The organism is Exiguobacterium sp. USCH10 (assembly GCF_037619445.1).
Classification (GTDB): domain Bacteria; phylum Bacillota; class Bacilli; order Exiguobacteriales; family Exiguobacteriaceae; genus Exiguobacterium; species Exiguobacterium aestuarii_A.
The window spans coordinates 69,031-89,647 of the sequence record NZ_JAQPZO010000008.1 but is presented as its reverse complement, the minus strand read 5'-3'; the positions used below and the strand labels follow the sequence as shown (position 1 = coordinate 89,647).

At 48.0% G+C, this 20,617-nt stretch carries 22 protein-coding genes; 9 read left to right on the top strand and 13 right to left on the bottom strand.

Annotated features, from left to right (window positions below):
* Positions 1–134 precede the first annotated feature (134 nt).
* From PQI28_RS12085 to recX, 7 genes are all read right to left on the bottom strand, one after another.
* Positions 135–404, bottom strand: coding sequence for a YfhJ family protein (locus PQI28_RS12085; protein WP_074033105.1), 270 nt, complete (start codon positions 402–404; stop codon positions 135–137).
* Positions 401–715 (bottom strand): YfhH family protein, encoded by a 315-nt coding sequence (locus PQI28_RS12080; protein WP_074033104.1) that lies wholly within the window; start codon positions 713–715, stop codon positions 401–403. The genes PQI28_RS12085 and PQI28_RS12080 overlap by 4 nt, the downstream gene beginning before the upstream one ends.
* Before the next feature lie 71 nt (positions 716–786).
* Entirely contained in the window at positions 787–1,965 is a 1,179-nt protein-coding gene (locus PQI28_RS12075; protein ID WP_214785668.1) for an RtcB family protein, read from the bottom strand.
* Between the two features lie 9 nt (positions 1,966–1,974).
* On the bottom strand, positions 1,975–4,020 hold the full coding sequence (locus PQI28_RS12070; RefSeq protein WP_339963442.1) for an ABC transporter ATP-binding protein: 2,046 nt from the start codon (positions 4,018–4,020) through the stop codon (positions 1,975–1,977).
* Positions 4,021–4,042: 22 nt separating this feature from the next.
* Positions 4,043–5,767, bottom strand: coding sequence for an ABC transporter ATP-binding protein (locus PQI28_RS12065; protein ID WP_339963441.1), 1,725 nt, complete (start codon positions 5,765–5,767; stop codon positions 4,043–4,045).
* A gap of 320 nt (positions 5,768–6,087) precedes the next feature.
* Positions 6,088–7,728: an L-lactate permease gene (locus tag PQI28_RS12060; RefSeq protein ID WP_339963440.1), complete on the bottom strand. Its 1,641-nt coding sequence runs from the start codon at positions 7,726–7,728 to the stop codon at positions 6,088–6,090.
* A gap of 48 nt (positions 7,729–7,776) precedes the next feature.
* Complete coding sequence (gene recX / locus PQI28_RS12055; RefSeq protein ID WP_339963439.1) at positions 7,777–8,589, bottom strand: recombination regulator RecX; 813 nt, start codon at positions 8,587–8,589, stop codon at positions 7,777–7,779.
* A gap of 145 nt (positions 8,590–8,734) precedes the next feature.
* On the opposite strand from recX, the gene PQI28_RS12050 reads away from it, so the two are divergent.
* From PQI28_RS12050 to PQI28_RS12030, 5 genes are all read left to right on the top strand, one after another.
* On the top strand, positions 8,735–9,643 hold the full coding sequence (locus PQI28_RS12050) for a TIGR01777 family oxidoreductase (RefSeq protein WP_339963438.1): 909 nt from the start codon (positions 8,735–8,737) through the stop codon (positions 9,641–9,643).
* A 12-nt stretch (positions 9,644–9,655) separates the two neighbouring features.
* On the top strand, positions 9,656–10,810 hold the full coding sequence (locus tag PQI28_RS12045; protein WP_274664117.1) for an amidohydrolase: 1,155 nt from the start codon (positions 9,656–9,658) through the stop codon (positions 10,808–10,810).
* A gap of 176 nt (positions 10,811–10,986) precedes the next feature.
* Positions 10,987–11,553 (top strand): GNAT family N-acetyltransferase, encoded by a 567-nt coding sequence (locus PQI28_RS12040; protein WP_074033096.1) that lies wholly within the window; start codon positions 10,987–10,989, stop codon positions 11,551–11,553.
* Between the two features lie 168 nt (positions 11,554–11,721).
* Positions 11,722–12,411, top strand: coding sequence for a response regulator transcription factor (locus PQI28_RS12035; protein ID WP_015880873.1), 690 nt, complete (start codon positions 11,722–11,724; stop codon positions 12,409–12,411).
* On the top strand, positions 12,408–13,799 hold the full coding sequence (locus PQI28_RS12030) for a sensor histidine kinase (RefSeq protein ID WP_214747166.1): 1,392 nt from the start codon (positions 12,408–12,410) through the stop codon (positions 13,797–13,799). Before PQI28_RS12035 ends, PQI28_RS12030 begins: the two co-directional genes overlap by 4 nt.
* A 23-nt stretch (positions 13,800–13,822) precedes the next feature.
* Here PQI28_RS12030 and PQI28_RS12025 read toward each other — a convergent pair whose 3' ends face one another.
* Entirely contained in the window at positions 13,823–14,110 is a 288-nt protein-coding gene (locus tag PQI28_RS12025; protein WP_214696335.1) for a hypothetical protein, read from the bottom strand.
* 118 nt (positions 14,111–14,228) lie between these two features.
* On the opposite strand from PQI28_RS12025, the gene PQI28_RS12020 reads away from it, so the two are divergent.
* The gene (locus PQI28_RS12020; protein ID WP_074033092.1) at positions 14,229–14,435 is read left to right on the top strand and encodes a hypothetical protein; all 207 of its coding nucleotides are present in this window, start codon (positions 14,229–14,231) and stop codon (positions 14,433–14,435) included.
* Positions 14,436–14,464: 29 nt separating this feature from the next.
* Here PQI28_RS12020 and PQI28_RS12015 read toward each other — a convergent pair whose 3' ends face one another.
* The 3 genes from PQI28_RS12015 to PQI28_RS12005 are packed head-to-tail and all read right to left on the bottom strand — an operon-like array spanning position 14,465 to position 16,547.
* Entirely contained in the window at positions 14,465–14,914 is a 450-nt protein-coding gene (locus PQI28_RS12015) for a cytidine deaminase (RefSeq protein WP_214747524.1), read from the bottom strand.
* A gap of 50 nt (positions 14,915–14,964) precedes the next feature.
* Positions 14,965–16,341: a 23S rRNA (uracil(1939)-C(5))-methyltransferase RlmD gene (gene rlmD / locus PQI28_RS12010; protein ID WP_214747172.1), complete on the bottom strand. Its 1,377-nt coding sequence runs from the start codon at positions 16,339–16,341 to the stop codon at positions 14,965–14,967.
* Complete coding sequence (locus tag PQI28_RS12005; RefSeq protein ID WP_015880867.1) at positions 16,338–16,547, bottom strand: hypothetical protein; 210 nt, start codon at positions 16,545–16,547, stop codon at positions 16,338–16,340. The genes rlmD and PQI28_RS12005 overlap by 4 nt, the downstream gene beginning before the upstream one ends.
* 85 nt (positions 16,548–16,632) lie before the next feature.
* On the opposite strand from PQI28_RS12005, the gene yfkAB reads away from it, so the two are divergent.
* From yfkAB to PQI28_RS11990, 3 genes are read left to right on the top strand one after another with little or no spacing between them, the layout of a single operon-like run.
* Positions 16,633–17,739, top strand: a complete 1,107-nt coding sequence (gene yfkAB / locus PQI28_RS12000; protein WP_339963437.1) for a radical SAM/CxCxxxxC motif protein YfkAB — start codon at positions 16,633–16,635, stop codon at positions 17,737–17,739.
* Between the two features lie 53 nt (positions 17,740–17,792).
* Positions 17,793–17,987: a hypothetical protein gene (locus PQI28_RS11995; protein WP_214785678.1), complete on the top strand. Its 195-nt coding sequence runs from the start codon at positions 17,793–17,795 to the stop codon at positions 17,985–17,987.
* A 42-nt stretch (positions 17,988–18,029) separates the two neighbouring features.
* Positions 18,030–19,172, top strand: coding sequence for an MFS transporter (locus tag PQI28_RS11990; protein ID WP_214785679.1), 1,143 nt, complete (start codon positions 18,030–18,032; stop codon positions 19,170–19,172).
* A gap of 35 nt (positions 19,173–19,207) precedes the next feature.
* On the opposite strand, the gene PQI28_RS11985 is transcribed toward PQI28_RS11990, so the two are convergent.
* Together PQI28_RS11985 and PQI28_RS11980 are read right to left on the bottom strand one after the other, a co-directional pair.
* Positions 19,208–19,510, bottom strand: a complete 303-nt coding sequence (locus tag PQI28_RS11985; protein WP_214696351.1) for a hypothetical protein — start codon at positions 19,508–19,510, stop codon at positions 19,208–19,210.
* 134 nt (positions 19,511–19,644) lie between these two features.
* Positions 19,645–20,589, bottom strand: coding sequence for a DMT family transporter (locus PQI28_RS11980; RefSeq protein ID WP_337874385.1), 945 nt, complete (start codon positions 20,587–20,589; stop codon positions 19,645–19,647).
* Between the last annotated feature and the right edge of the window lie 28 nt (positions 20,590–20,617).

Genomic DNA, 20,617 nt, shown 5'->3' with positions numbered 1-20,617 from the left:
CTAGTTTAGTGAAACATGAGTTCAACTAAAGAAAGTTTATCTATACTATACTTACAAGCAAACTATTAGCGACCTTCATTATAACGAACTGAATGAGAATTGCAAATAAAAAATCACGCCGCAACGGACGTGATTCAATGTAAATTTCGTTTTGACATCAAGTGCTTAAACTTCTCGTTCTTCGTTTGGAACAAATGGAGCTGTGCGCCGTATGCATCAATCTGTTGAATGACGTATTGAAACGCTTTCGCTTCTCCTGGATACGGTTCGCCTGCCTTGGCGAGCGACGTCTCAAAGTCTTCCCATAGCACTTCGACCCATGTGATGGCTTCCGAATCGTTTAGCACGTCGTTCTTCTCTTTTAGAATGGCCGCGAGCCGCTCGTATTGTTCGTTTCGGTTCATCGTTTCACCTCCGACAGTTCAGAGAGTGGGATGGCGCGTTCTGTCATGTCCCCTTCAAACGTACCCCAACCCATGACACCGTTGACGAATTTTAAGCGGAACGGTTGGTCGTTGTAGTTGACGACATATGTTTCACCGGGACGAAACGATGTCGGGTCGACCAAATAGCTTTCGGCAATCGCAATCCGTCGAAGGACAACTTCGATTTCGCTGACCATGCCCATTTGTTCAGCCTTCCGCTTTCTCTCATGCAAGGCTTGAATCTCTTGCTCTAACTCATATTTCGATAAATCACTTAACCGCTTTTCCATTTCGTTCACCTCGATGTAAGCGTATCAGATTTTGCGAAAAAAAGAAAAAGGCGAGACTGAGTGAAATTCACTCAGTTCGCCTTGAAGTTGTACAACGGTTTGATGACTTGATCGATGCTGACCGCCGGTTCGATGTAACGGATAATCTCTTTCATCGATTTGTAGACGAATGGTGACTCATCCACGGTAGACGGTCGAACCGATGTCGACCATACGCCTTCCATCGTACGTTTGAATTCTTTGAAGTCGACGCGTTTGCGCGCGGCTGAACGGGACATGATCCGACCTGCTCCATGAGGACCAGAGAAGTTCCAGTCCGGGTTCCCTTTCCCCGTACAGATGAGCGAACCGTCTCGCATGTTCATCGGAATGATGACACGCTCTCCTTCTTGCGCGGAGATGGCTCCTTTACGCAGAATCATTGCGTTATGGTCGATATAGTTGTGAACGGTGTCGAATTGATCGACGACGTTCCACTTCATCGCTTCCACAATCACATCCGTCATCGCTCGACGGTTCGCTGCTGCGTATTGTTGCGCGATTCGCACGTCATGCATGTAATCGTCCATGTCCTCCCCTTCGACATAAGCCAAGTCTCTAAATGGTTTCCGCGCTTCACGTTCCGCTTCCAGATACGTCGAGATGTCTTGCTGCCGTCCAGCGGTCTTCAAACGCTCGATTGCTTCTTTTACATCGTTCGTTTCCATCATGTGTTGAATCGCGCGCTCTTGATAATGGTCGGCAATCTGTACCCCGAGATGGCGCGAACCCGAATGAATGACGAGAAACGTACGTCCCTGGTCATCCCGGTTCACTTCAATGAAATGGTTCCCCGAGCCGAGCGACCCGACCGATCGCAAGGCACGGTCGAGTTTATACGGCGCTCGAACCGCTTCAAGCGGAAGTTCAGACGCGTACGGATGAACCGTCTCGCGAATGTTCATCCCGCTCGGTACGAGTTCGCGGATCACGTCATCGAGTCGCTGAAAGTCGATTCGTTTTGCTTTGATTTCAGTACAAAGCATCCCACATCCTAAATCGACACCGACTAAGTTCGGTACGACTTTATCGTGAATCGTCATCGTCGTTCCAACGACCGACCCTTTCCCAGCATGCATATCCGGCATGATCCGAATCGATGCCCCTTCTGTGAACGGTTGGTCGAGAAGGGTTTGAATCTGATTCCGCGTCATGTCATCGATTCGCTCATTGAATACTTTGGCGCGGTTATATTTCCCCGTAATTTCCATGTGACCTCCTTAGCTGATCGCTTGTTGCTTACTTTGTAATTCGTGCATTCGGGCATAGACGCCACCGAATTCGATGAGCGACTGATGATTCCCACGCTCGATGATTCGACCATGGTCGAGAACGAGGATTTGGTCCGCTTCACGAATCGTAGAGAGTCGGTGCGCGATGACAAACGTCGTTCGACCGTACGTGAGTGTTTTGAGTGCCTCTTGAATCAGCGCCTCGGTCTCCGAGTCGACACTCGCTGTCGCCTCATCGAGGACGAGGATGGCCGGGTCAAAGACGAGGGCGCGAGCGAAACTAATCAACTGTCGTTCCCCACTTGAAAGGGAAGCACCACGTTCAATCACCGGTTCATCGATTCCTTTTGGCAACTGCTTCACAAAACGATCCGCCCCGACGGCCGTCAGTGCGTTCCACACTTGTTCGTCCGTGATTGTCTCGTCTCCTAGCGTGACGTTCGTACGAATCGTTCCGGTGAACAGGAACGGGTCTTGTAAGACGATTCCGAGGTGGTCTCGTACTGCCTGAGTCGGCAGTTGCGTCACGTCCATTCCATCGATGCGGAGAACGCCTTTCGATGGGTCATAAAAGCGCATGAGCAAGTTCATGATCGAACTCTTCCCACTGCCCGTATGTCCGACAAGGGCAATCGTCTCGCCTGGAGCCGCGTGTAGTTCAATCTGTTGTAACACCGGTTTCCCTGCCTCATAACTGAATGTCACATCATCAAAGACAACTTCCCCTTTAAATCGTGGAATACGCTCCGATGAGACCGGCTCTCCTTTTTCATCGAGCAACTGGAACATCCGGTCGGCCGATACGAGCGCTTGTTGAAGCGGTGATAACTGGTTCATGATTTGTGTCACCGGCTCAAAAATACGCGAGACGTAATCGATATACGCATACAAGATCCCGAGTGTCAGGATGCTTCCCCCACCGAGTGTTTGTGCCCCGACAAACCAAATGAGTAAGGCGAGCGCCATGTTTCGGAAAAAGTTGACCAGGTTATGACTCATTAACGCATCCAACTTCAACAGTTTCCGCCTCGTTTGGAAGTTGTCACTGTTCTTCTCGTTGAACTCGTTATAGACGAGATCTTCGCGGACGTACGATTGAATAATCGGCATCGTCTGAATGCTTTCATTCAACTGTGCATTCATGTCTGCGACGAGCGCACGGACGCGGAAGTTATTTTTGGTCGAGAAGCGCTGGAACAATTTGATCCAGACGATAACGACCGGGATGATGATGAGTGAGACGAAGCCTAGACGTACGTCTAGGAAGAACATCGCAATCAGTACCCCAATCATCATGACGACGCTTTGGAAGACGCGGGCAAGTACCCCTAAATACAGGTCTCGAATCGTCTCCGTGTCGTTCGTGACACGACTGACAATTTTCCCGATTGGAGTCTGATCAAAATAGCGTACCGGGATCGTTTGTAGATGCTTCATCACGTCAAGACGCATCGTTTTCACGATACTGTGCGCCGAACGTTGCAAGAGCATCTGTTGTCCCCAGTTCAATCCAGCTGCGAGTAGCAATAGGACGACATAGAGACCAGATAACATGAGCACCGCTCGTAAATCCGTTTGATAAAACTGGAACACGTCGGTCGACGAGAGCGAGACGATATTTTCATATGTCGCCGTCTCATCGCCTCTTGTAATCGTCAGTATATCTCCTTCGACGTCTCGGATCCCCCCGCTCATCACTGCATCAGGGACGAGATAGTATCCGTCCGTCGTCTGCACGATAGAGACGGGCTGAACCACGTCTTGCCCGTCAAGCCTCGTTTCTTTCTCGTACGAGTTTCCATTAAAGGAAACGCTACCGCCAGACTCGACTTGAACCCAATCACGTTCGATGGCGACGATATGCTCATCGATAATGATTTTGGCGATATACGGTCCGGCAAGTTCTGCACCGACCGCTAAAAAGAGTAATGTCAATCCGAGGAAAATCGAACGTTTCACTTGTTTGGCGTACCCAACGAGTGAACGAATCGTTTTCTTCCGACGGACTGGATCTAATTCATATTGATCGATCATGAGAGATTCCCCCTTTCTCGGTTTACTCCGACTCTCCTTGTCGAATAAATTGTTCATAGTACCAACCGTGGCGCTCCATCAGTTGGTCATGTGTGCCACGTTCTGTGACACGCCCGTCTTGAAGGACAAGGATCTGATCAGCGTGCGCCACCGCAGAAAGACGGTGTGCGACGATGAATGTCGTTTTCGCTTCGCGGCTCGTACGAACGGAATCGATGATGCGTGATTCTGTCTTCGCATCGACCGCTGAGAGCGAATCGTCAAGGAGTAGAATCTCAGGATTCTTCAACAACGCCCGTGCAATCGACAGACGTTGTTTCTGTCCGCCTGACAGCATGACACCCTGTTCTCCGACAACCGTATCTAAACCATTTTCTAAATGCTCGATATCTGTATCAAACGCCGCGAGACGAATCGCCGTCTCTAGTGCTTCCTCTGAGACATCATCCACTCCGAAGCGAATGTTATCGCGAACCGTTTTCGAGAAGAGAAGATGTTCTTGCGACACATATCCACTCCAGCCACGAACGGTTTCGAGTTTGATGTCCGAAATCGGCACGCCGTTCACGAGAAGTGAATCATCAATCGGATACTCCCGAAGTAACTGACGGAGTAACGTCGTCTTCCCGGCCCCAGTCGGTCCGACGACCCCAATCGTCTCACCACGCGAAACGTGCAGGACGATGTCCTCTAACGAATCACGATTCGCATTCGGATAACGGAATGAGAGCGATTTAAATGTGATTTTCTCTGGAACGTCAATCTGGACCGTCCCCGTAGAGGCAACGTCTGGAGCTTCGTTCATTGTCGATTCGATTCGTTCGAGACTCGCCGTTCCCCGTTGTACGACGTTGATCAGTTCACCGAACGCATACATCGGCCAAATGAGCATTCCTAAATAAATGTTGAACGAGACAAGTTGACCGAGCGTGATGTCGTTCGTAAAGACGAGATACGTCCCGAACGAGAGTCCAATCAAATAACTGAGTCCGACAAGAAGTTTGATGACCGGTTCAAACAATACATCGATTTTAGCGACGTGCATATTTTTTGCCATGACATCGTCTGTAATGTCATCAAACTTTTTCGTGTCCGCCTCTTCTTGAACGAATGATCGGACGACCCGGAGACCTGAGATCGACTCGACGACTTGGTCGTTCATCACCCCGAACGAGTCTTGAGCCGCCGTGAAGCGTGTATGAATTTGGCTTCCGAGTTTATTCATCGACCAAGCGAGAATCGGCATCGGTAAAAGTGCAGCAAGTGTCAACTTCCAATCGATGAATACACCCATGATCGTCAACGCGATGAGCGTCATGTTGAACGAATCGACCAATGTCATAACCCCAAATCCTGCTGTCCGCTCAACCGCTTTCAAGTCATTCGTCGCGAGTGCCATCAAGTCACCCGTACGATGTTGTTGATAAAAGCGTGGCGTCTGTTTGAGGAGGTGACCGAAAAAACGGCCTCTCAATTTCTTTTCAAGTAAAAAGGCTGTCCCAAATAGTCGGGCGATCCACAAGTACGACATCACATAAGACAACACCATGATGCCTAAAAGTGATGACACAATGAGAATCAATCGTTCTGTCGTCAAACTTCCTTCACGAATCGCATCGATCGCCTGTCCAATAATCCACGGTGGCAGCATATCTACCACTCCCGTGATGATGAGTAAGATGATGGCAATCAAATACGTCCGCTTCTGTCTTTTAATAAACCAATCTAATTGTTTAATCAGCTTCATGACTGATTTCCCCCTTCCGTCCAATCCACCTAAGCACGCAAAAAAGCGCACTCCACCTGATTGTGCAACCAATCAAATGAAGCGCGCTTGAAGTAGTCTTCAATCTTTTGCATGGTCAGGGAAAGGACACTACCCCTATCCAGCTGCCAAAGTCACGCAGTTAAATACGAGTAGCCATATGATGTTTTGAGTGTGTTTGTGAGTGCAATGTTGTTCATCATTCTGGCTCCTCTCGTTTCGTAGTTTTAAAATCTACTCAAACCTTAGCAGACTGTTCTGAAAATTGTCAATATTATTTTGTAAAAAAATTGTAACTTGATTCAGTTTAAGAAAAACATGCCTAAAATGAGACCAATGACCCCTGTTGCCGTGACGTAATAAATCATCGGCATGAGCGTGTATCGAATGATGGTCCCTTCTTTACCGAGCAGTCCCGCAACGGAAGCAACCGCTACGACGTTCAACACACAGATCATGTTCCCTGCGTTCGCTCCTGCCATCTGCATCGACAAGGCGAGCGTCTCGTTGATTCCGACAGACTCGGCTACGTTTGTCGTTAAACTTGAAAACATCATGTTTGAGAAGGTCGCCGAGCCCGAAACGAATGCGCCGAGGGCCCCGATCCACGGTGCGACAAGTGGCCATACCCCGCCGAACGTGTCAGCAGCTGCCGTCGCAAGTTCGACCGGCATCGATGCGAGTCCAGCTCCTCCATTTTCAGAGTGAATGAAAATACGGACCATTGGAACAGAAGCTGCTAATGTGATGACTGTCCCGACGATTCCAAACGTCGTCGCTTTAAAGACTGACGTCACCTGCGACCAACTCATGTTGTGCAAGAAGAATGTTGCGATGATCGTCAAGATGAACATGAATCCCGGTGAATAGAACGGCTCCCAAGACGTCGAGATTCCTTCTACGCCCAAAATGTTCGGCAGGTTGATCCGAACGCTCCGAGATAGTTCATTCAAGAACGGAACCGTACGGGTGAGGACTAAGAATATCGTCAAGATGAGATAAGGTGCCCACGCTTTCCACTGCGGTAGTTCACGCTTGTTCGATGTTACCGTTACTTTTTCGGTAGATGGTTTCAATTCATCCATATATCCATCGAACGTCCATACGCGCTTCGGCATGAGAATCCCTTTTCGTGCCATGGTTACGAGAATGACGAGACCTGTTAGTCCACCAAGCATTCCACCAAATTCAAATCCGAGGACAAGTGTCCAAATGTAGGCTGGTACGCTATATAACAGCGCAGCCACGATCGCAATCGGAAATACTTCGAGGGCTGGTTTGATTGACTTCTCCTTACTGAAGAAGCGTGTCAGCATCAAAATCAAAATGAATGGGATGAATAGACCGACGACCATATCAATCAATACGGTTTGCAAGACGACTTCCGTCAAAAAGGCGATTGACTCAGGTTGGTTCACGTCTAGCGAAAGGCCATTCCCGATCCCGATGAGTGCCGGTGTCCCGACCGCTCCAAACGTGACGGCTGATACGTCCGCAGAAAGTGCGATCACGACAGCAGCAATCGGCGGAAAACCGAGGGCGATTAAAAGCGGTGCCGCAACCGTCGCCGGTGTACCAAATCCTGAAGCCCCTTCAATGAATGAGACGAACAACCAACCGACAATCAGAACCTGAATACGCGGATCGGGTGTGATGTTGACGAATCCAGAGCGAATCGCATTCATTCCGCCGCCTTCTTTCATCGTATTCATCATCCCGATCGCACCATAGACGATCCATACGGTCGTGACGGCGATGACGAGTCCTTGCAGTGTCGCCGCCATGATTCGAGTCGCATCCAATTGCCAAACGAAGAACGCTAAAATCGCCGTCGTCACGAGTGACAAGGGCATGGCTACTGATGCAGGTAAACGCATAATTACCAATAAGATGAGCACGGCCACAATCGGTGTCAGTGCTGTAATCCATTCTAAAATCGTCAATGTAGACCCACCTTTTCGTGTTTTCCCCTACCGTAAACAGATGTCCCATCACGATTCTTCTTCAACGAGTCTCTCTAACGTACGTTCAATCACATCATACGGAAATCCTTTGCGCCGAAGCTGCATCTTCATGCGCTGTTTGCGCTCGAACGCATCATACCCGCTGAACTTCCGATTCAACTTTTCAGCCTGCTTCAGACATGCCGCAATCTCGACATCTTCGTCCTCTTCTTCCCAAAAAGTTTGAATCGCCTCTGAAATAATATCAAAGGTAAACCCCCTTTGCATCAGGGTTTGTTGAATTCTTTGTTGCACTTCTGTGGCAGAACGACGATTTGTTTCCATTTGTTTCCGTTTTACGTACTTTCCAGCCTTTTCGACGAGTTCTTCGTGTGTGATTGATGCTAATACGGATTCAACCACGTCCGGTGGAATGCGGAGCTGTTCGAGCTCACGTTTGATTTTGATTGGTCCACTTGGACTCGTATTGAATTTGGTTTGGACATAAGCTTTCGCAAATTCCGCATCATTCAAGTAACGCTGTTCTTTTAGTCGCGTGATGGCATGTTTGATGGCAGTTTCGCTTAACTCCTTCTTCATGAGATAGTCCTGCACCTCTGAAATTGCACGCATTCGGTAAGATAAATAGTTGACCGCTAGTTTATAAGCCTTCTGTGCCTCTTCCGCCTCGAGCACATCTTGCACAAAGTCGTCCTCGAGCTCCATCCCTTTTGTGAGCCCGTACTTGATGAACACGTCAACATCGATGGCGAATGCAAACTCTTCTTTCCCTTCGCGTTCAATGAAAACGTTCAATCGGTCTTTATTCTTTTGCTGGGTCGTGAACTTCGCAATTTTCACAACGACTCCCCTCCATTTCATGTTTCTAACATATCACGTTCAGAAAGCGTAAAGGATTTTTGATAAGTTAGAAGAAAGGGTATTCATCTGGATATACTGACTTATACCCATTTTAGAAACAACACATGATATCGGAGGGAATTTCATGAAAATCGCAATCACCGGTGGAACTGGGTTGATCGGTCAACCGCTCGTCCGCGCACTGGCTGACGCCGGTCACCAAGTCGTCGTCTTGACAAGACATCCACGTCCTCGCCATCGCGGGGTGTCGTTCATCGAATGGCTAACGCCAACTAGCAGGCCAGAAGAAGAGCTCGAAGGAACAGACGCGTTCATCCATTTGGCAGGGGCATCCATCAACGACGGGCGCTGGACCCATAAACAAAAGCAAGCGATCCTCCAAAGTCGAATCGAGGGGACGAAGGAAGTCGTCCGGATCATTCAACAGTTAAAACAAAAACCTCAAGTCGTTATCAGCGGCTCGGCTATCGGCATATACGGCGAAGACCGTTCCATCACGTATTCAGAAGAAACCCCATTACCGACACGAACCAATTTCCTCGGGAATGTTTGTGTCCTCTGGGAACAAGAGGCTGAACCGATTCGCGATTTAGGCGTTCGTCTCGTGACAATGCGTACCGGTGTCGTCTTATCGAATGACGGCGGTGCGTTCCCATTAATGAAACTCCCCTATCAGTTCGGAGTCGGTGGTAAAATTGGATCAGGAAAGCAGTGGGTTCCATGGATTCATTTAGATGATCTCGTGCGGTTGTTCGTGCATATCATCGAAACGGATACAATCGAAGGTCCTGTAAACGGAACCGCCCCTACACCGGTGACGATGAATGAATTCGGGAAGACGATCTCAAAAGTGATGCACCGTCCTCACTGGATCCCGGCACCCGCCCCAATGATGAAACTCGCACTCGGTGAAAAGAGTGTCATCGTTTTAGAAGGAGCAAAAGTCGTACCGACCAAAGCGCTCCAACATGGCTTTAACTTCCGATATGACACATTAGGACCCGCATTAAAAAACTTATTACAAGATGCTTAAGGAGAATGAATTGTGAGTCACTTACTTATTCGAAACGCCCATATTTATCCGATTACCGCCCCCCATTTTTACGGAGACCTCCGTGTCCGTGATGGAAAGATTGTCGAAATGGCCGAATTGCTCGAGCCGACGGATGGTGAGAATGTCATTGAAGCAGAAGGGAACTTTTTATTCCCTGGTTTCATCGACGCGCATACCCATCTCGGTCTATACGACGAGGGGACAGGCTCTGTCGGGAATGACGCCAACGAAACGGTCGAAGCGATGACACCACATGCTCGTGCCATCGACGGTGTCTACCCACTCGATGAAGGGTTCCAGGAAGCATTGATGGCTGGCGTGACCGCTGTTCAGGTCATGCCCGGGAGTATGAACGTCATCGGCGGTGTGACAAGTGTCATCAAAACGCACGGCCGCTATATTGATGATATGATTGTCCGCCGTCATGCGGGACTGAAGATGGCACTCGGCGAAAACCCGAAACGAATTCATAGTATGGGGAAAACGGGCGACCTGACGCGGATGGGAATCATGGGCTTGCTCCGTGAAGCATTTCGTACGGTCGGTTCGACGAAGACGATCGGCACGTTCGGGAGTCAGATGATCCAACTCGCCCTAGACCGCGACATGCCGATTCGCGTGCATGCGCACCGTGCAGACGATATTCTTTCGGTCGTCCGTTTTGCAAAAGAGTTCGACCTCGACTACCGCATCGAACATTGTACGGAAGGTCACCTCGTCGCAGAAAAGTTACAAGAGCTCGGTGTGAAACATGTCACCGTCGGACCGACCTTTACGCGAAAGTCGAAAATCGAACTTCAAAATAAGACGTGGGAAACGTACCGCATCCTCCATGAGCACGACATGATTGTTTCCATTACAACCGATCATCCGTACACGCCGGTGCAGTATTTAAATTTATGTGCTGGTCTTGCTGCACGTGAAGGGTTACCCGTCGATATTGCGCTACGAGGGATTACCATCAACCCTGCTGAATCACTCGGTGTCGCCGACCGCATCGGTTCACTCGAAGTCGGAAAAGACGCCGATCTCGTGCTCTGGAATCACTTCCCGCTCGACTATTTAGCGAAGCCGATTATGACGATTGTTAATGGTGAAGTTGTCTATAAAACAGACCGTGCGGAAACGCATCATGAGGTCGAATAATTTTCATTATTTTTCATAAGCATTTTACGCATAATTTACTTGCTTTTTTAAAAATACTATATAAAATTATCTTGTAACTTCATAAAGCAGCCAAGGCGGTTCGAACAGCGAAGCCAGAAGTATGCTTTCGTTACGACTATTCTTCAGCGGTCTGAAATAGGAGGAGGAATGTAAAGGTGCTCAAATTTCGTGAGCTCACCGACTGCGCGGAGTTGTTCGAACTGATGCAACACCCAGATGTCTTTCCGTATGTCCGTCAAAAGACGGTCCACTTTGACGAGTTTTTATTTAGCACGAAGCAAATCATCGAGCTAGAGGAGCAAGGAAATATCATCTCACGTACCATCACGAACGAGTATGGCACCCCGATTGGGACGATCAGCTTGTTCGATGTCGAATCCGGCTATGGATTCCTCGGCACGTGGCTTGGCAAGCCGTATCACGGCAAAGGTTATAATCAAGTTGCGAAAGAGGCGTTCTTCTCAGAACTGTTCTTCGAGCTTGATATTGAAAGTGTGTTCTTAAAGATTCGTAAGTCGAATGAACGATCGATTGCTGCAGCAGAGAAGCTCCCGTACGCGTTTTGCGCGAATGAGCTTCGTTCTGAACTGCTCGCTGAAATCAACCAAGGTGATGTGGAATATGTATTATACGAAGTATCCAAATCGAGCTTCCAACTTTACTTGCACGCCCTTCACATCCCGGAATACGAAGTCCCTTACGAGGCACAACTCGAAGCATGAGCCAATTCTGTCAAAGAATTGGCTTTTTTGTGGCGTTTTTGTGTGGATTTGATGGAGGTAACTTGTCGGAGCCGAATAAATCTGTTCTAATTCGAAGAGATAGGTATGATAAAGGTATGAGGGATTCATCACAACTCTCGTTAACCGTTTCGTAAAGGAGAATGGCATATGTCAGAATCAATGTTTCGTATCCTCGTAACTGATGACGAAGAACAAATGCGAGATTTACTTGTATCAAATTTAGAAAAAGAAGGGTATGAGACGGTCACCGCCTCAAACGGCCTTGAAGCGATTGAACGCTTAAAAGAAGAAACGTTCCATCTCGTCTTACTCGACGTGATGATGCCGGAACTCGATGGATTGACGGCTTGCATGCGTATCCGTGAGTTCTCGAACGTTCCGATCATTCTGTTGACGGCACGCTCTGAAGAACTCGACCGCATACACGGTCTAAAAATCGGGGCTGACGACTACATCACGAAGCCGTTTAGCCCGCGCGAGTTACTTGCTCGTATCGAAGCGACACTCCGTCGCACACACAGTTTTTCAAAAGAACAAGAAGCGACGTTTGATGTCGGCATTCTCTCCATCGATATCGAAGGTCGCGCCGTCAGCGTGAAAGGGAAAACCGTCAACCTGACACGAAAAGAGTTTGACTTACTCTACCTGTTCATCACGAACGACGAAAAAGTGTTCTCTCGTGAACAGTTGCTCGATCAAATTTGGGGAACCGAATATCACGGTAACCTTCGCACGGTCGACACGCACATTAAGACGTTACGCCTGAAACTCGGGGAGGCTGGCGGTTACATTCAAACTGTTTGGGGCATCGGATATAAATTCGAGGCAAACGGATGAAGCGATACACGATCCGGAAGCGGATTTGGATTACCATCTGGACAGCCAGCCTCTTCTCAGCGTTCGTGTTTCTGATTATGACGTTCTATTTGTACGACAAATTCTATATCCAAACGCAAGAAGAACTGCTCATCAACCGCGGAGAGAAACTCGTCACAATCTATAAGGCCGACGGTTTCTCTGACGCGTTCGCTGACAGTATGACGTATACGAACGAACTGACCGAAACGAAAGTGTTCCTTTCCTCTGTTCGAGAAGATACACTCGGCTCCGGTAAGACGTTCCTACGGCAACAAGACCTCGAACGTCTCCAAGACGGGTATGCCATTTCTGTTACGCGAAAGCATCCGACCGAGGACGTCGATATATTAATGACCGCTTTCCCGCTCATACGTGACGGGGAACTCGATAATGCGCTCATCCTCTATATGGAACTCAGTAAAATCAGCGAACCGTTCCAACCGATTCGGCTCATGATCACGTTCTTACTCGTCCTCATGATCGTGAACTTGCTCCTTTTCGGTAAACAGATTATCGATACGATCATTCAGCCGCTCATCCAGATGAAGCGTGCCTCACAAGTGTATGCGCAAGGCGATTTCTCACACCGCATCCCGATTGTGTATGATGATGAAATCGGCGAGTTGGCGGATACCCTCAACTCGATGGCGGAGTCACTCGGACTCGTCGAAGAACAGCGAAAAGAGTTTCTCGCGAACGTTAGTCACGAACTCCGTACCCCACTTTCCTACATTCGTGGGTACACGGAGATGCTTCAAGATGACACGTTGGATGAAAAAACACGGGCGCAATATTACGACATCATCGAAAACGAGACGAATCGTCTTCAACGTCTCGTCACGGACTTACTCGACCTCGCACAGCTAGAGCGCGATTCGTATCCGATGACAAAAGAACCCGTCGTGTATTCGCAAGTGCTTGAAGATGTCCTTTATCGACTCGAACCGATTGCCCGGGCAAAAGGAGTGACAATCGAATCCGATTTAGACTTCGACTTGATCATTCTTGGCGACCATGACCGACTCGAACAAGTCATCGGTAACCTTCTCGATAATGCACTCCGCTACACCGAGGCGGGCAAAACGATTTATGTGAAGACATTCGCCGAGACAAACTATGCGATCACAGAAATACGCGATGAAGGTCGAGGTATCCCGAAAGAAGATCTGGATAAATTGACGGAGCGTTTCTATCGTGTCAATAAATCACGGACACGAAAAGATGGCGGCACCGGTCTCGGGCTCGCCATCGCGAAGCATATTATCGAACGACATGAAGGATCGCTTCACTTCAGCTCAGAAGTTGGGCAAGGGACGACGGTTACGGTCGGCTTACCTCTCTTACCAGAAGAAGCGTTCGATATGTAAAAAGGCAGCCTCGCGGCTGCCTTTTAAATGTCTTTCCCTTTATATTGATCGACCGACTCTTGTTCGAGTCGTTCTCGCTCTGCATGCGTCTGCGGGTATCCGTTCGCTTGCCATTCGGCACGATGACTCGAATCGAGTTGCGTGAGACCTTGCTCCGCTTCATCCTGATCCGCATCGACGCTCTCCCGCTCATCCATCTTCTGCCATGTATCTTCTTCCTCGCGTTGCGAAAGCAATGCCGCCACTTTCGGTGCAACGAGTGCTGCGCCTGCAACACCGAGTACAATCCCCATCAATACTTTACGATCCATCCTGTCCCCTCCTTCATTATGAAGTCTTCATTCCACCATTTCATCATCTTAAAACCCAAACCGAAAACGTTTACAACTTTTCAAGGAGTGGAATCTGTAGTGAGAAGGAGGCGATTGGATGGAAAAGAAACGACCTACGTCGAAACGTCCGTTTGATAACCCGGACGCTGTCGATACGGACAAAGAGAGTATTTTTGACGAGGACGGCATGCAAACCGTCGACCCGATTCCCGTCGAGGAATTGAATGAACGGGTGAAGGATGAGAAGAACAAACGTCACTCCAAAGATGATTCGGTGAGTGAAAAGAAATATAAAGACGAATAAACAAGCTGCGGACAATCGTCCGCAGCTTGTTACGTTAAGTCCTTCGGTGAAAATCCGTAAGGCAACATTTCTTCTTTTGTCATCACTTTTGTGTCACCGTTCAAGTTCGCAAGGATTAAGGTAAAATCCTCTCCTGCGAATTCGGCGATGACTTGACGGCACGCTCCACACGGTGAAATCGGACCTTCTGTGTCGCCGACAACAACGACCGTCTCAATCGAGTCACTACCTTCCGAGACAGCTTTAAAGATGGCTGTCCGTTCGGCACACATCGAAAGTCCGTACGAGGCGTTCTCTACGTTACATCCCGTAATCTCTTTACCAGATGCATCGATGACGACGGCTCCGACGTTAAATTTGGAATACGGTGTATAGGCGCGTTTGCGCGCTTCAATTGCTTTATGCACGAGTTCTTGTACGCGTTCTTGTGAAATCATTGGATGTTCCTCCACTTCTAAATTTGAGAAGAAGTCTGACATCTGAACTATAACGTGAAAACGCTTACTCATCAAGTGTTTTCACGGACTCGTCAATATTTTTTCTTTTTCTTTTTCTCGAACACGACGACCGATTCAACGTGAGACGTCTGCGGGAACATATCATACGGTTGAACGTAATTGACCTTGTATCCCGCTTTCATCAACTGATCGGCATCTCGCGCGAGGGTTTGCGGGTTACATGATACGTAAACGATTCGTTTCGTCTTCGATGAAATAATCGAGTTGATTAATTGATGATCCATCCCTGTTCGTGGCGGATCGACGACCACGACATCTGGAATCCAGCCATCTTTCACCCAACGCGGGATCCAGTGCTCGGCACGTCCTTCCACATACATGACATGGTTATAGCCGTTTTCACGCATATGGTCATTCGCATCTTCGACCGCTTCGGGGACAACTTCCATCCCGCGAATTTCTTTCGCATACGGTGCCAACCAAAGACCGATTGAACCGACACCTGCATAGGCATCGATGACACGCTCTTCACCCGTGAGCCCTGCCGCTTCAACGACTTCACGATACATTTTTTCAGTTTGTGCCGGATTCAATTGGAAGAATGCACGTGGTGATAGATGATAATGCACATCATCAAGTTGTTCATCCATCTTCTCTTGTCCTGCGATATGAACCGTCCGATAACCAAAAATCACACCTGAACGATTCGCGTTGATGTTGATATGGAATGAGACGACGTTTGGCAATTCCATGATTCGATCACTTAATTCATCTAAATCCGGAACATCTTCATGTCCGACGACCAAAACGACTTGTACATCATTCGTTTTGTAACCTGAGCGAACGACGACCGTCCGAGCATAACCTGTGTCACGACGTGCATCGTAGACGGGAATGTCGAGTTCGTTTAAAATACGGACAATCGCATTGTTGATGTTTGTCGTGTCACGTTGTTGAACCATACAGTGCTCGATTGGTACGAGATGGTTCGAATTCGGCTTGTAAAGACCGGACACGATTTCCCCACGGCGTGTACCGAGCGGGAACTGTGATTTATTGCGGTAATACCACGGATCATCCATACCGATTGTCGGACGGATATCCGATTTGTCCACGTTGAGTTTTGTCTTTTGACGGAAAGCGTTTCGAACGATTTCTTCCTTATACTCCATCTGCAGACGTGAACTCATATGTTGGATTTGACACCCACCACACTCGTCGTAAATCGGGCAAGGTGCTTTAACGCGATCTTTTGAGTCATTATCGCGTTTGACGACACGTGCCTCCGCGTAGTTTTTTTCGACACGCGTGATTTCAACTTTTGCTCGTTCTCCCGGCAATAAGTTCGGAATGAAGATAACCATGCGATTGATTGTCGCAATGCCTTCTCCATTGATGCCAAGTCGTTCGACTGTGACATCTTTAAAATCTCCTGTAATTAATTTCAATCTGATTCATCCTTTCGAGACGATTGTTCTAGGTCTTTGGCGTAACGCACAACTTTGGCGCGCAACGAATCAATGTCGGCTAACAGGCGATGTAAATCTTCAGGTGTCGTATGCTCATCTAGCGTATTGACCGATAGACATAGCAATTCCGTTCTCGATTTTAGGACGTTCATCTTTCCGGCGGTATCTGTACGTGATTTACCCATCTTGTAATCGCTCCTTTGGTTCGTGACAAAGAGTTGCTATTATAGCATACTATTTCGTGTAACTTGATGAAAAGGTGGAATCCACATGCAAAACATCTCCCCAACCTTCGACCCTTGGGAAGCCTATCTCGACCAAGTCGAACATGGTCGACTCGTCTTATCCAACGTCGAAGTAACCACAACAAAATTGTGTAACATGCGCTGCGAGCATTGTGCGGTCGGTTATATGCTCGACCAAACGGAAGAACCGGAAGTGCCGCTCGAACTGTTGATTCAACGGTTAGACGAAATCGAACATTTACGCGCCTTCTCCATCACAGGTGGCGAGCCGATGTTATCGATGAAATCGGTTCGCAACTATGTCGTCCCGCTGTTACGTTATGCGAAAGAACGTGGGGCACGTACGCAAATCAACTCGAACTTGACGCTACCGTTATCTCGCTATCATCTTATTACCCCTTACTTAGACGTTTTGCACATTTCGCATAACTGGGGCACCGATGCCGATTTCCTTGAAGGGGGATTCGCGATGATGGATCGAAAACCGAGTGAAGAGGCACGATTGAAAATGCTCCAGACGATGAAAGACAACGCACGCGCGCTCACGGCCGAAGGCGTCATTGTGTCGGCAGAAACGATGATTAACAAACGAACGATTCCTCATTTGAAAGAAATCCATGAAGAAATTGTATCGCTCGGTTGCCAAAGGCATGAGGTTCACCCAATGTACCCCGCAGATTTCGCTAGCGCACTCGAGTCGGCATCGCTCGCTGATACACGACAAGCCATTCACGATTTGCTCGATGTCCGTGACGAGAACGTATGGATGTTGTTCGGAACATTACCCTTCTATGCATGTTCCGATTTACCAGAAGATCGCGCTCTCTTAAAGCGACTTCATGAAACAAAAAACGTGACGGTCCGAAACGATCCGGACGGCCGTTCACGCCTTAACACGAACATCTTTGATGGTCAAATTATCGTGACGGATTTTGGTGACGAGCTCGGTACACTCGGCACCGTATACGACACCTCATTCCAGGAAGCTTACGATACATGGACGAACAGTCAGTTAAATGCTACGCTTTCTTGTCATTGTCCCGCTGTGAAATGCCTTGGACCAAACGCACTCGTCAAGCAAGCTTATTATCCGAAGGTCGATTTCCAATCTCGTAAAGCTACTTCGTTTTAATTATTTCGATTCGGGAAATGTTCTGTATATTAACTGAATCGAGGTGTATATAGATGACAGCGATTTATGTATTCATGATCACTGTAATGGCCATTATTATTTTTGGTGGTGTGCTTAGCATCTTATTGACAGCCGCATTCGTTTCAGACAAAGTAGAGCATGATGAAATGTTTAGTCAAGGAAGTTGGGATGATGAATTGCTTCACTTGAATCACTCTCCACAACCGATTGACGACACGAAAAGCTGAGAACTTTCTCGGCTTTTTACTTTGACTTCATGAGGTGAATCCATGCTCCGCTTTCGTTTTATGATTTTACTATTGATTGTCTTTATATCCGGCTTGATTCAAGGTGCGCTCATTCCCCTTCTGTCCACGTTGATTGAACGTGACGGAGCACCTGCTTGGGTGAACGGATTGAATGCAACGATGCTCTATGTCGGGGTAATCGTTTCTGCACCGCTCCTTGAGCGCTTCGTCCGAAAGTACGGATTTCGTCCAACAATCGTCTTAGGCATTGTGTTAACCGCATTCGCGACTTTCGCTTTGCCCATCTGGCCGTCTTTACTCGTGTGGGCGATGATGCGCTTCTTCATCGGATTCGGTGACTCTGCCCTCCACTATGGTTCACAAGTGTGGGTGACATCTTCTACGGATAAGCGCAGTCTCGGTCGCGCGATGGCGTATTATGGGATGTCGTTCAGTCTAGGTTTCGCCGTCGGACCTTTACTTGCACCACTTGTCGATCTATGGTTTTGGTTACCGTTTTTGATTATCGTCTTTTTCTGTCTTGCCTCATTGATGCTCGTCTTTAAAGTCGAGAATGAGTTCCCTGAAATCGAGAAAGTGAAGACGGATTCGAAGGGACGCATCCGGTTGATTCTAGTCGGTGCGGGATACACGCTTCTCCCTGCGTTTACATACGGATTCCTGGAAGCGAGCTTGAATGCCAACTTCCCAATCTTTACGTCGCGTAACGGGATGAGCCTGACAGAGACGAGTACACTAATTACAACGTTCATCGTCATGTCGATCGTCGTCCAACTCCCTCTCGGTCGACTCGCTGACTTGTATGGGAAGAAACGAATTTTGCAAATCGTTCTGGCGTTCGGTACACTCGTCTTCGCTTTAGCGAATCTTGTCGTCGATCACTATGTCGGTCTACTCGTGTTGTTCGCTCTTGCTGGCGCAGGGTTAGGGTCGACGTATTCACTTGGTCTAGCACACATGACAGAGGTGCTCCCTCGCTCCCTCCTCCCGACTGGCAACATGCTGTATAGCATCTCATTCAGTATCGGCTCGATTTCAGGACCGATGATCGGCGCCTATTGGTTGTCGCTTCCGAAAGAGGTTTACTTCTTCATGTATACGCTGATTTTAGGCATTCTCGCCTTGCGACTCTTCACCTCTAAATCAAAACCGATCAATATATAAAGAGGCAGATGGTTCCCATGAACCATCTGCCTCTTTTACTCTACAACTCGATCCATCTCTTCATCGTTTAACTGCAACGCCTGGATGAACACTTCATCTAGTGCGAACGGCTCCGTGTCCAGCGAGGCGAGGACTTCCGATTTCAATGTCACCTCTACGACACGGTCTTCGAACTGCCATCTCGTCTGAATGTCATCCCCTTGTCTCGTCGCGCGGGTCGCCACAGGACCGTGACGTTCTTTTAAACTCTGACTCACGCACTTCATCACGTACTTGACGTACTCATCTTTCGGTTGACGCGAGATGAGGATATTACGGACGATTCGATTTCTAGTCATTGTTTTTTCCTCCTTCCTTTGAATGATTGCGTACGCAAGTCTTTACAAACGAAGACCGATTTCCGAGCTTAAAATTCAGAATTTTTAATTTATTTTGTCATGGGATTTTAATTCCGTCAACTCCGTCTCTTTTTTCAATGACTCACGCTTCGTTTTTTCACGCGCTTCCCTTGAAAATAAGTAGACAAATAAATCCCTACGATAACGAAAATGAGTCCGACAATCGCGTTCCACGGAATCGTCTCACCGAGTAAAATACCTGACAACATGACACCAAATAAGGGAACTAGGAAGATATAAAGTGAAATCCGACTGACTGGATTATGTTTCATCAACGTATTCCAGAGTGTAAAGCCAATCGCTGACAACATCGCTAAATAGAAGAGGAACGCAATCGTCTGTCCTGTGTATGGCATCGAGATCCCACTTGGGTCTAACAAGTAGCCGATGATGAGCAATCCAATCGAACCAATCACCATCGCCCAAGCTGTCATCGGGGCAACATCATATTCTTTCGAATAATCCTTCGCAATCAAATTCCCGAACGCACCACTTACCATCGCCAAAATCAACAAAACTTCGCCTAACCCAAAACCGACCTCCGTACCAGTTGCCGGCCAGTTCGCGATCACGATTCCAGAAAAGCCAAACGTCAAAGCAAGTCCTTTCAAACGATTCAATTTGTCATCGTCATAGCGGATATGAGCGAGCGCCATTTGGAAGAACGATGTCGACCCGGCAATGATTGACCCTTGTACGCCAGTCGAAATTGAGAGTCCGATATAAAAGAACAAATATTGAAGAAACGTTAAAAAAGAACCGAGATGCGCATACGCTCTAAACTTCTTAGGCGTCAATCGAATCGAACGTTTCAATACCGTCTGACTGATGATGAGCAGAAGAACCCCGGCGAGTAAGAAGCGCTCGCCTGCGAACAACAACTGTTGACCATATTCGTTCGACTGAATATCCAACTTCTCATAGCTCAGTTTGATGAACGGGAACGCACTCCCCCATAACAACGTATTAAAAATCGCCAAAAACGCCACTGTCCATGGGCGTTGAAATATATTTTGCATGACACAAAAACTCCTTAATCTTTTTATT

Coding starts and splice junctions, on each gene's coding strand:
- PQI28_RS12085 (WP_074033105.1), bottom strand. CDS start 404: ATGAACCGAAACGAACAATACGAGCGGCTCGCGGCCATTCTAAAAGAG.
- PQI28_RS12080 (WP_074033104.1), bottom strand. CDS start 715: ATGGAAAAGCGGTTAAGTGATTTATCGAAATATGAGTTAGAGCAAGAG.
- PQI28_RS12075 (WP_214785668.1), bottom strand. CDS start 1,965: ATGGAAATTACGGGGAAATATAACCGCGCCAAAGTATTCAATGAGCGA.
- PQI28_RS12070 (WP_339963442.1), bottom strand. CDS start 4,020: ATGATCGATCAATATGAATTAGATCCAGTCCGTCGGAAGAAAACGATT.
- PQI28_RS12065 (WP_339963441.1), bottom strand. CDS start 5,767: ATGAAGCTGATTAAACAATTAGATTGGTTTATTAAAAGACAGAAGCGG.
- PQI28_RS12050 (WP_339963438.1), top strand. CDS start 8,735: ATGAAAATCGCAATCACCGGTGGAACTGGGTTGATCGGTCAACCGCTC.
- PQI28_RS12035 (WP_015880873.1), top strand. CDS start 11,722: ATGTCAGAATCAATGTTTCGTATCCTCGTAACTGATGACGAAGAACAA.
- PQI28_RS12030 (WP_214747166.1), top strand. CDS start 12,408: ATGAAGCGATACACGATCCGGAAGCGGATTTGGATTACCATCTGGACA.
- PQI28_RS12025 (WP_214696335.1), bottom strand. CDS start 14,110: ATGGATCGTAAAGTATTGATGGGGATTGTACTCGGTGTTGCAGGCGCA.
- PQI28_RS12020 (WP_074033092.1), top strand. CDS start 14,229: ATGGAAAAGAAACGACCTACGTCGAAACGTCCGTTTGATAACCCGGAC.
- PQI28_RS12015 (WP_214747524.1), bottom strand. CDS start 14,914: ATGTCAGACTTCTTCTCAAATTTAGAAGTGGAGGAACATCCAATGATT.
- PQI28_RS12005 (WP_015880867.1), bottom strand. CDS start 16,547: ATGGGTAAATCACGTACAGATACCGCCGGAAAGATGAACGTCCTAAAA.
- yfkAB (WP_339963437.1), top strand. CDS start 16,633: ATGCAAAACATCTCCCCAACCTTCGACCCTTGGGAAGCCTATCTCGAC.
- PQI28_RS11995 (WP_214785678.1), top strand. CDS start 17,793: ATGACAGCGATTTATGTATTCATGATCACTGTAATGGCCATTATTATT.
- PQI28_RS11990 (WP_214785679.1), top strand. CDS start 18,030: ATGCTCCGCTTTCGTTTTATGATTTTACTATTGATTGTCTTTATATCC.
- PQI28_RS11985 (WP_214696351.1), bottom strand. CDS start 19,510: ATGACTAGAAATCGAATCGTCCGTAATATCCTCATCTCGCGTCAACCG.
- PQI28_RS11980 (WP_337874385.1), bottom strand. CDS start 20,589: ATGCAAAATATATTTCAACGCCCATGGACAGTGGCGTTTTTGGCGATT.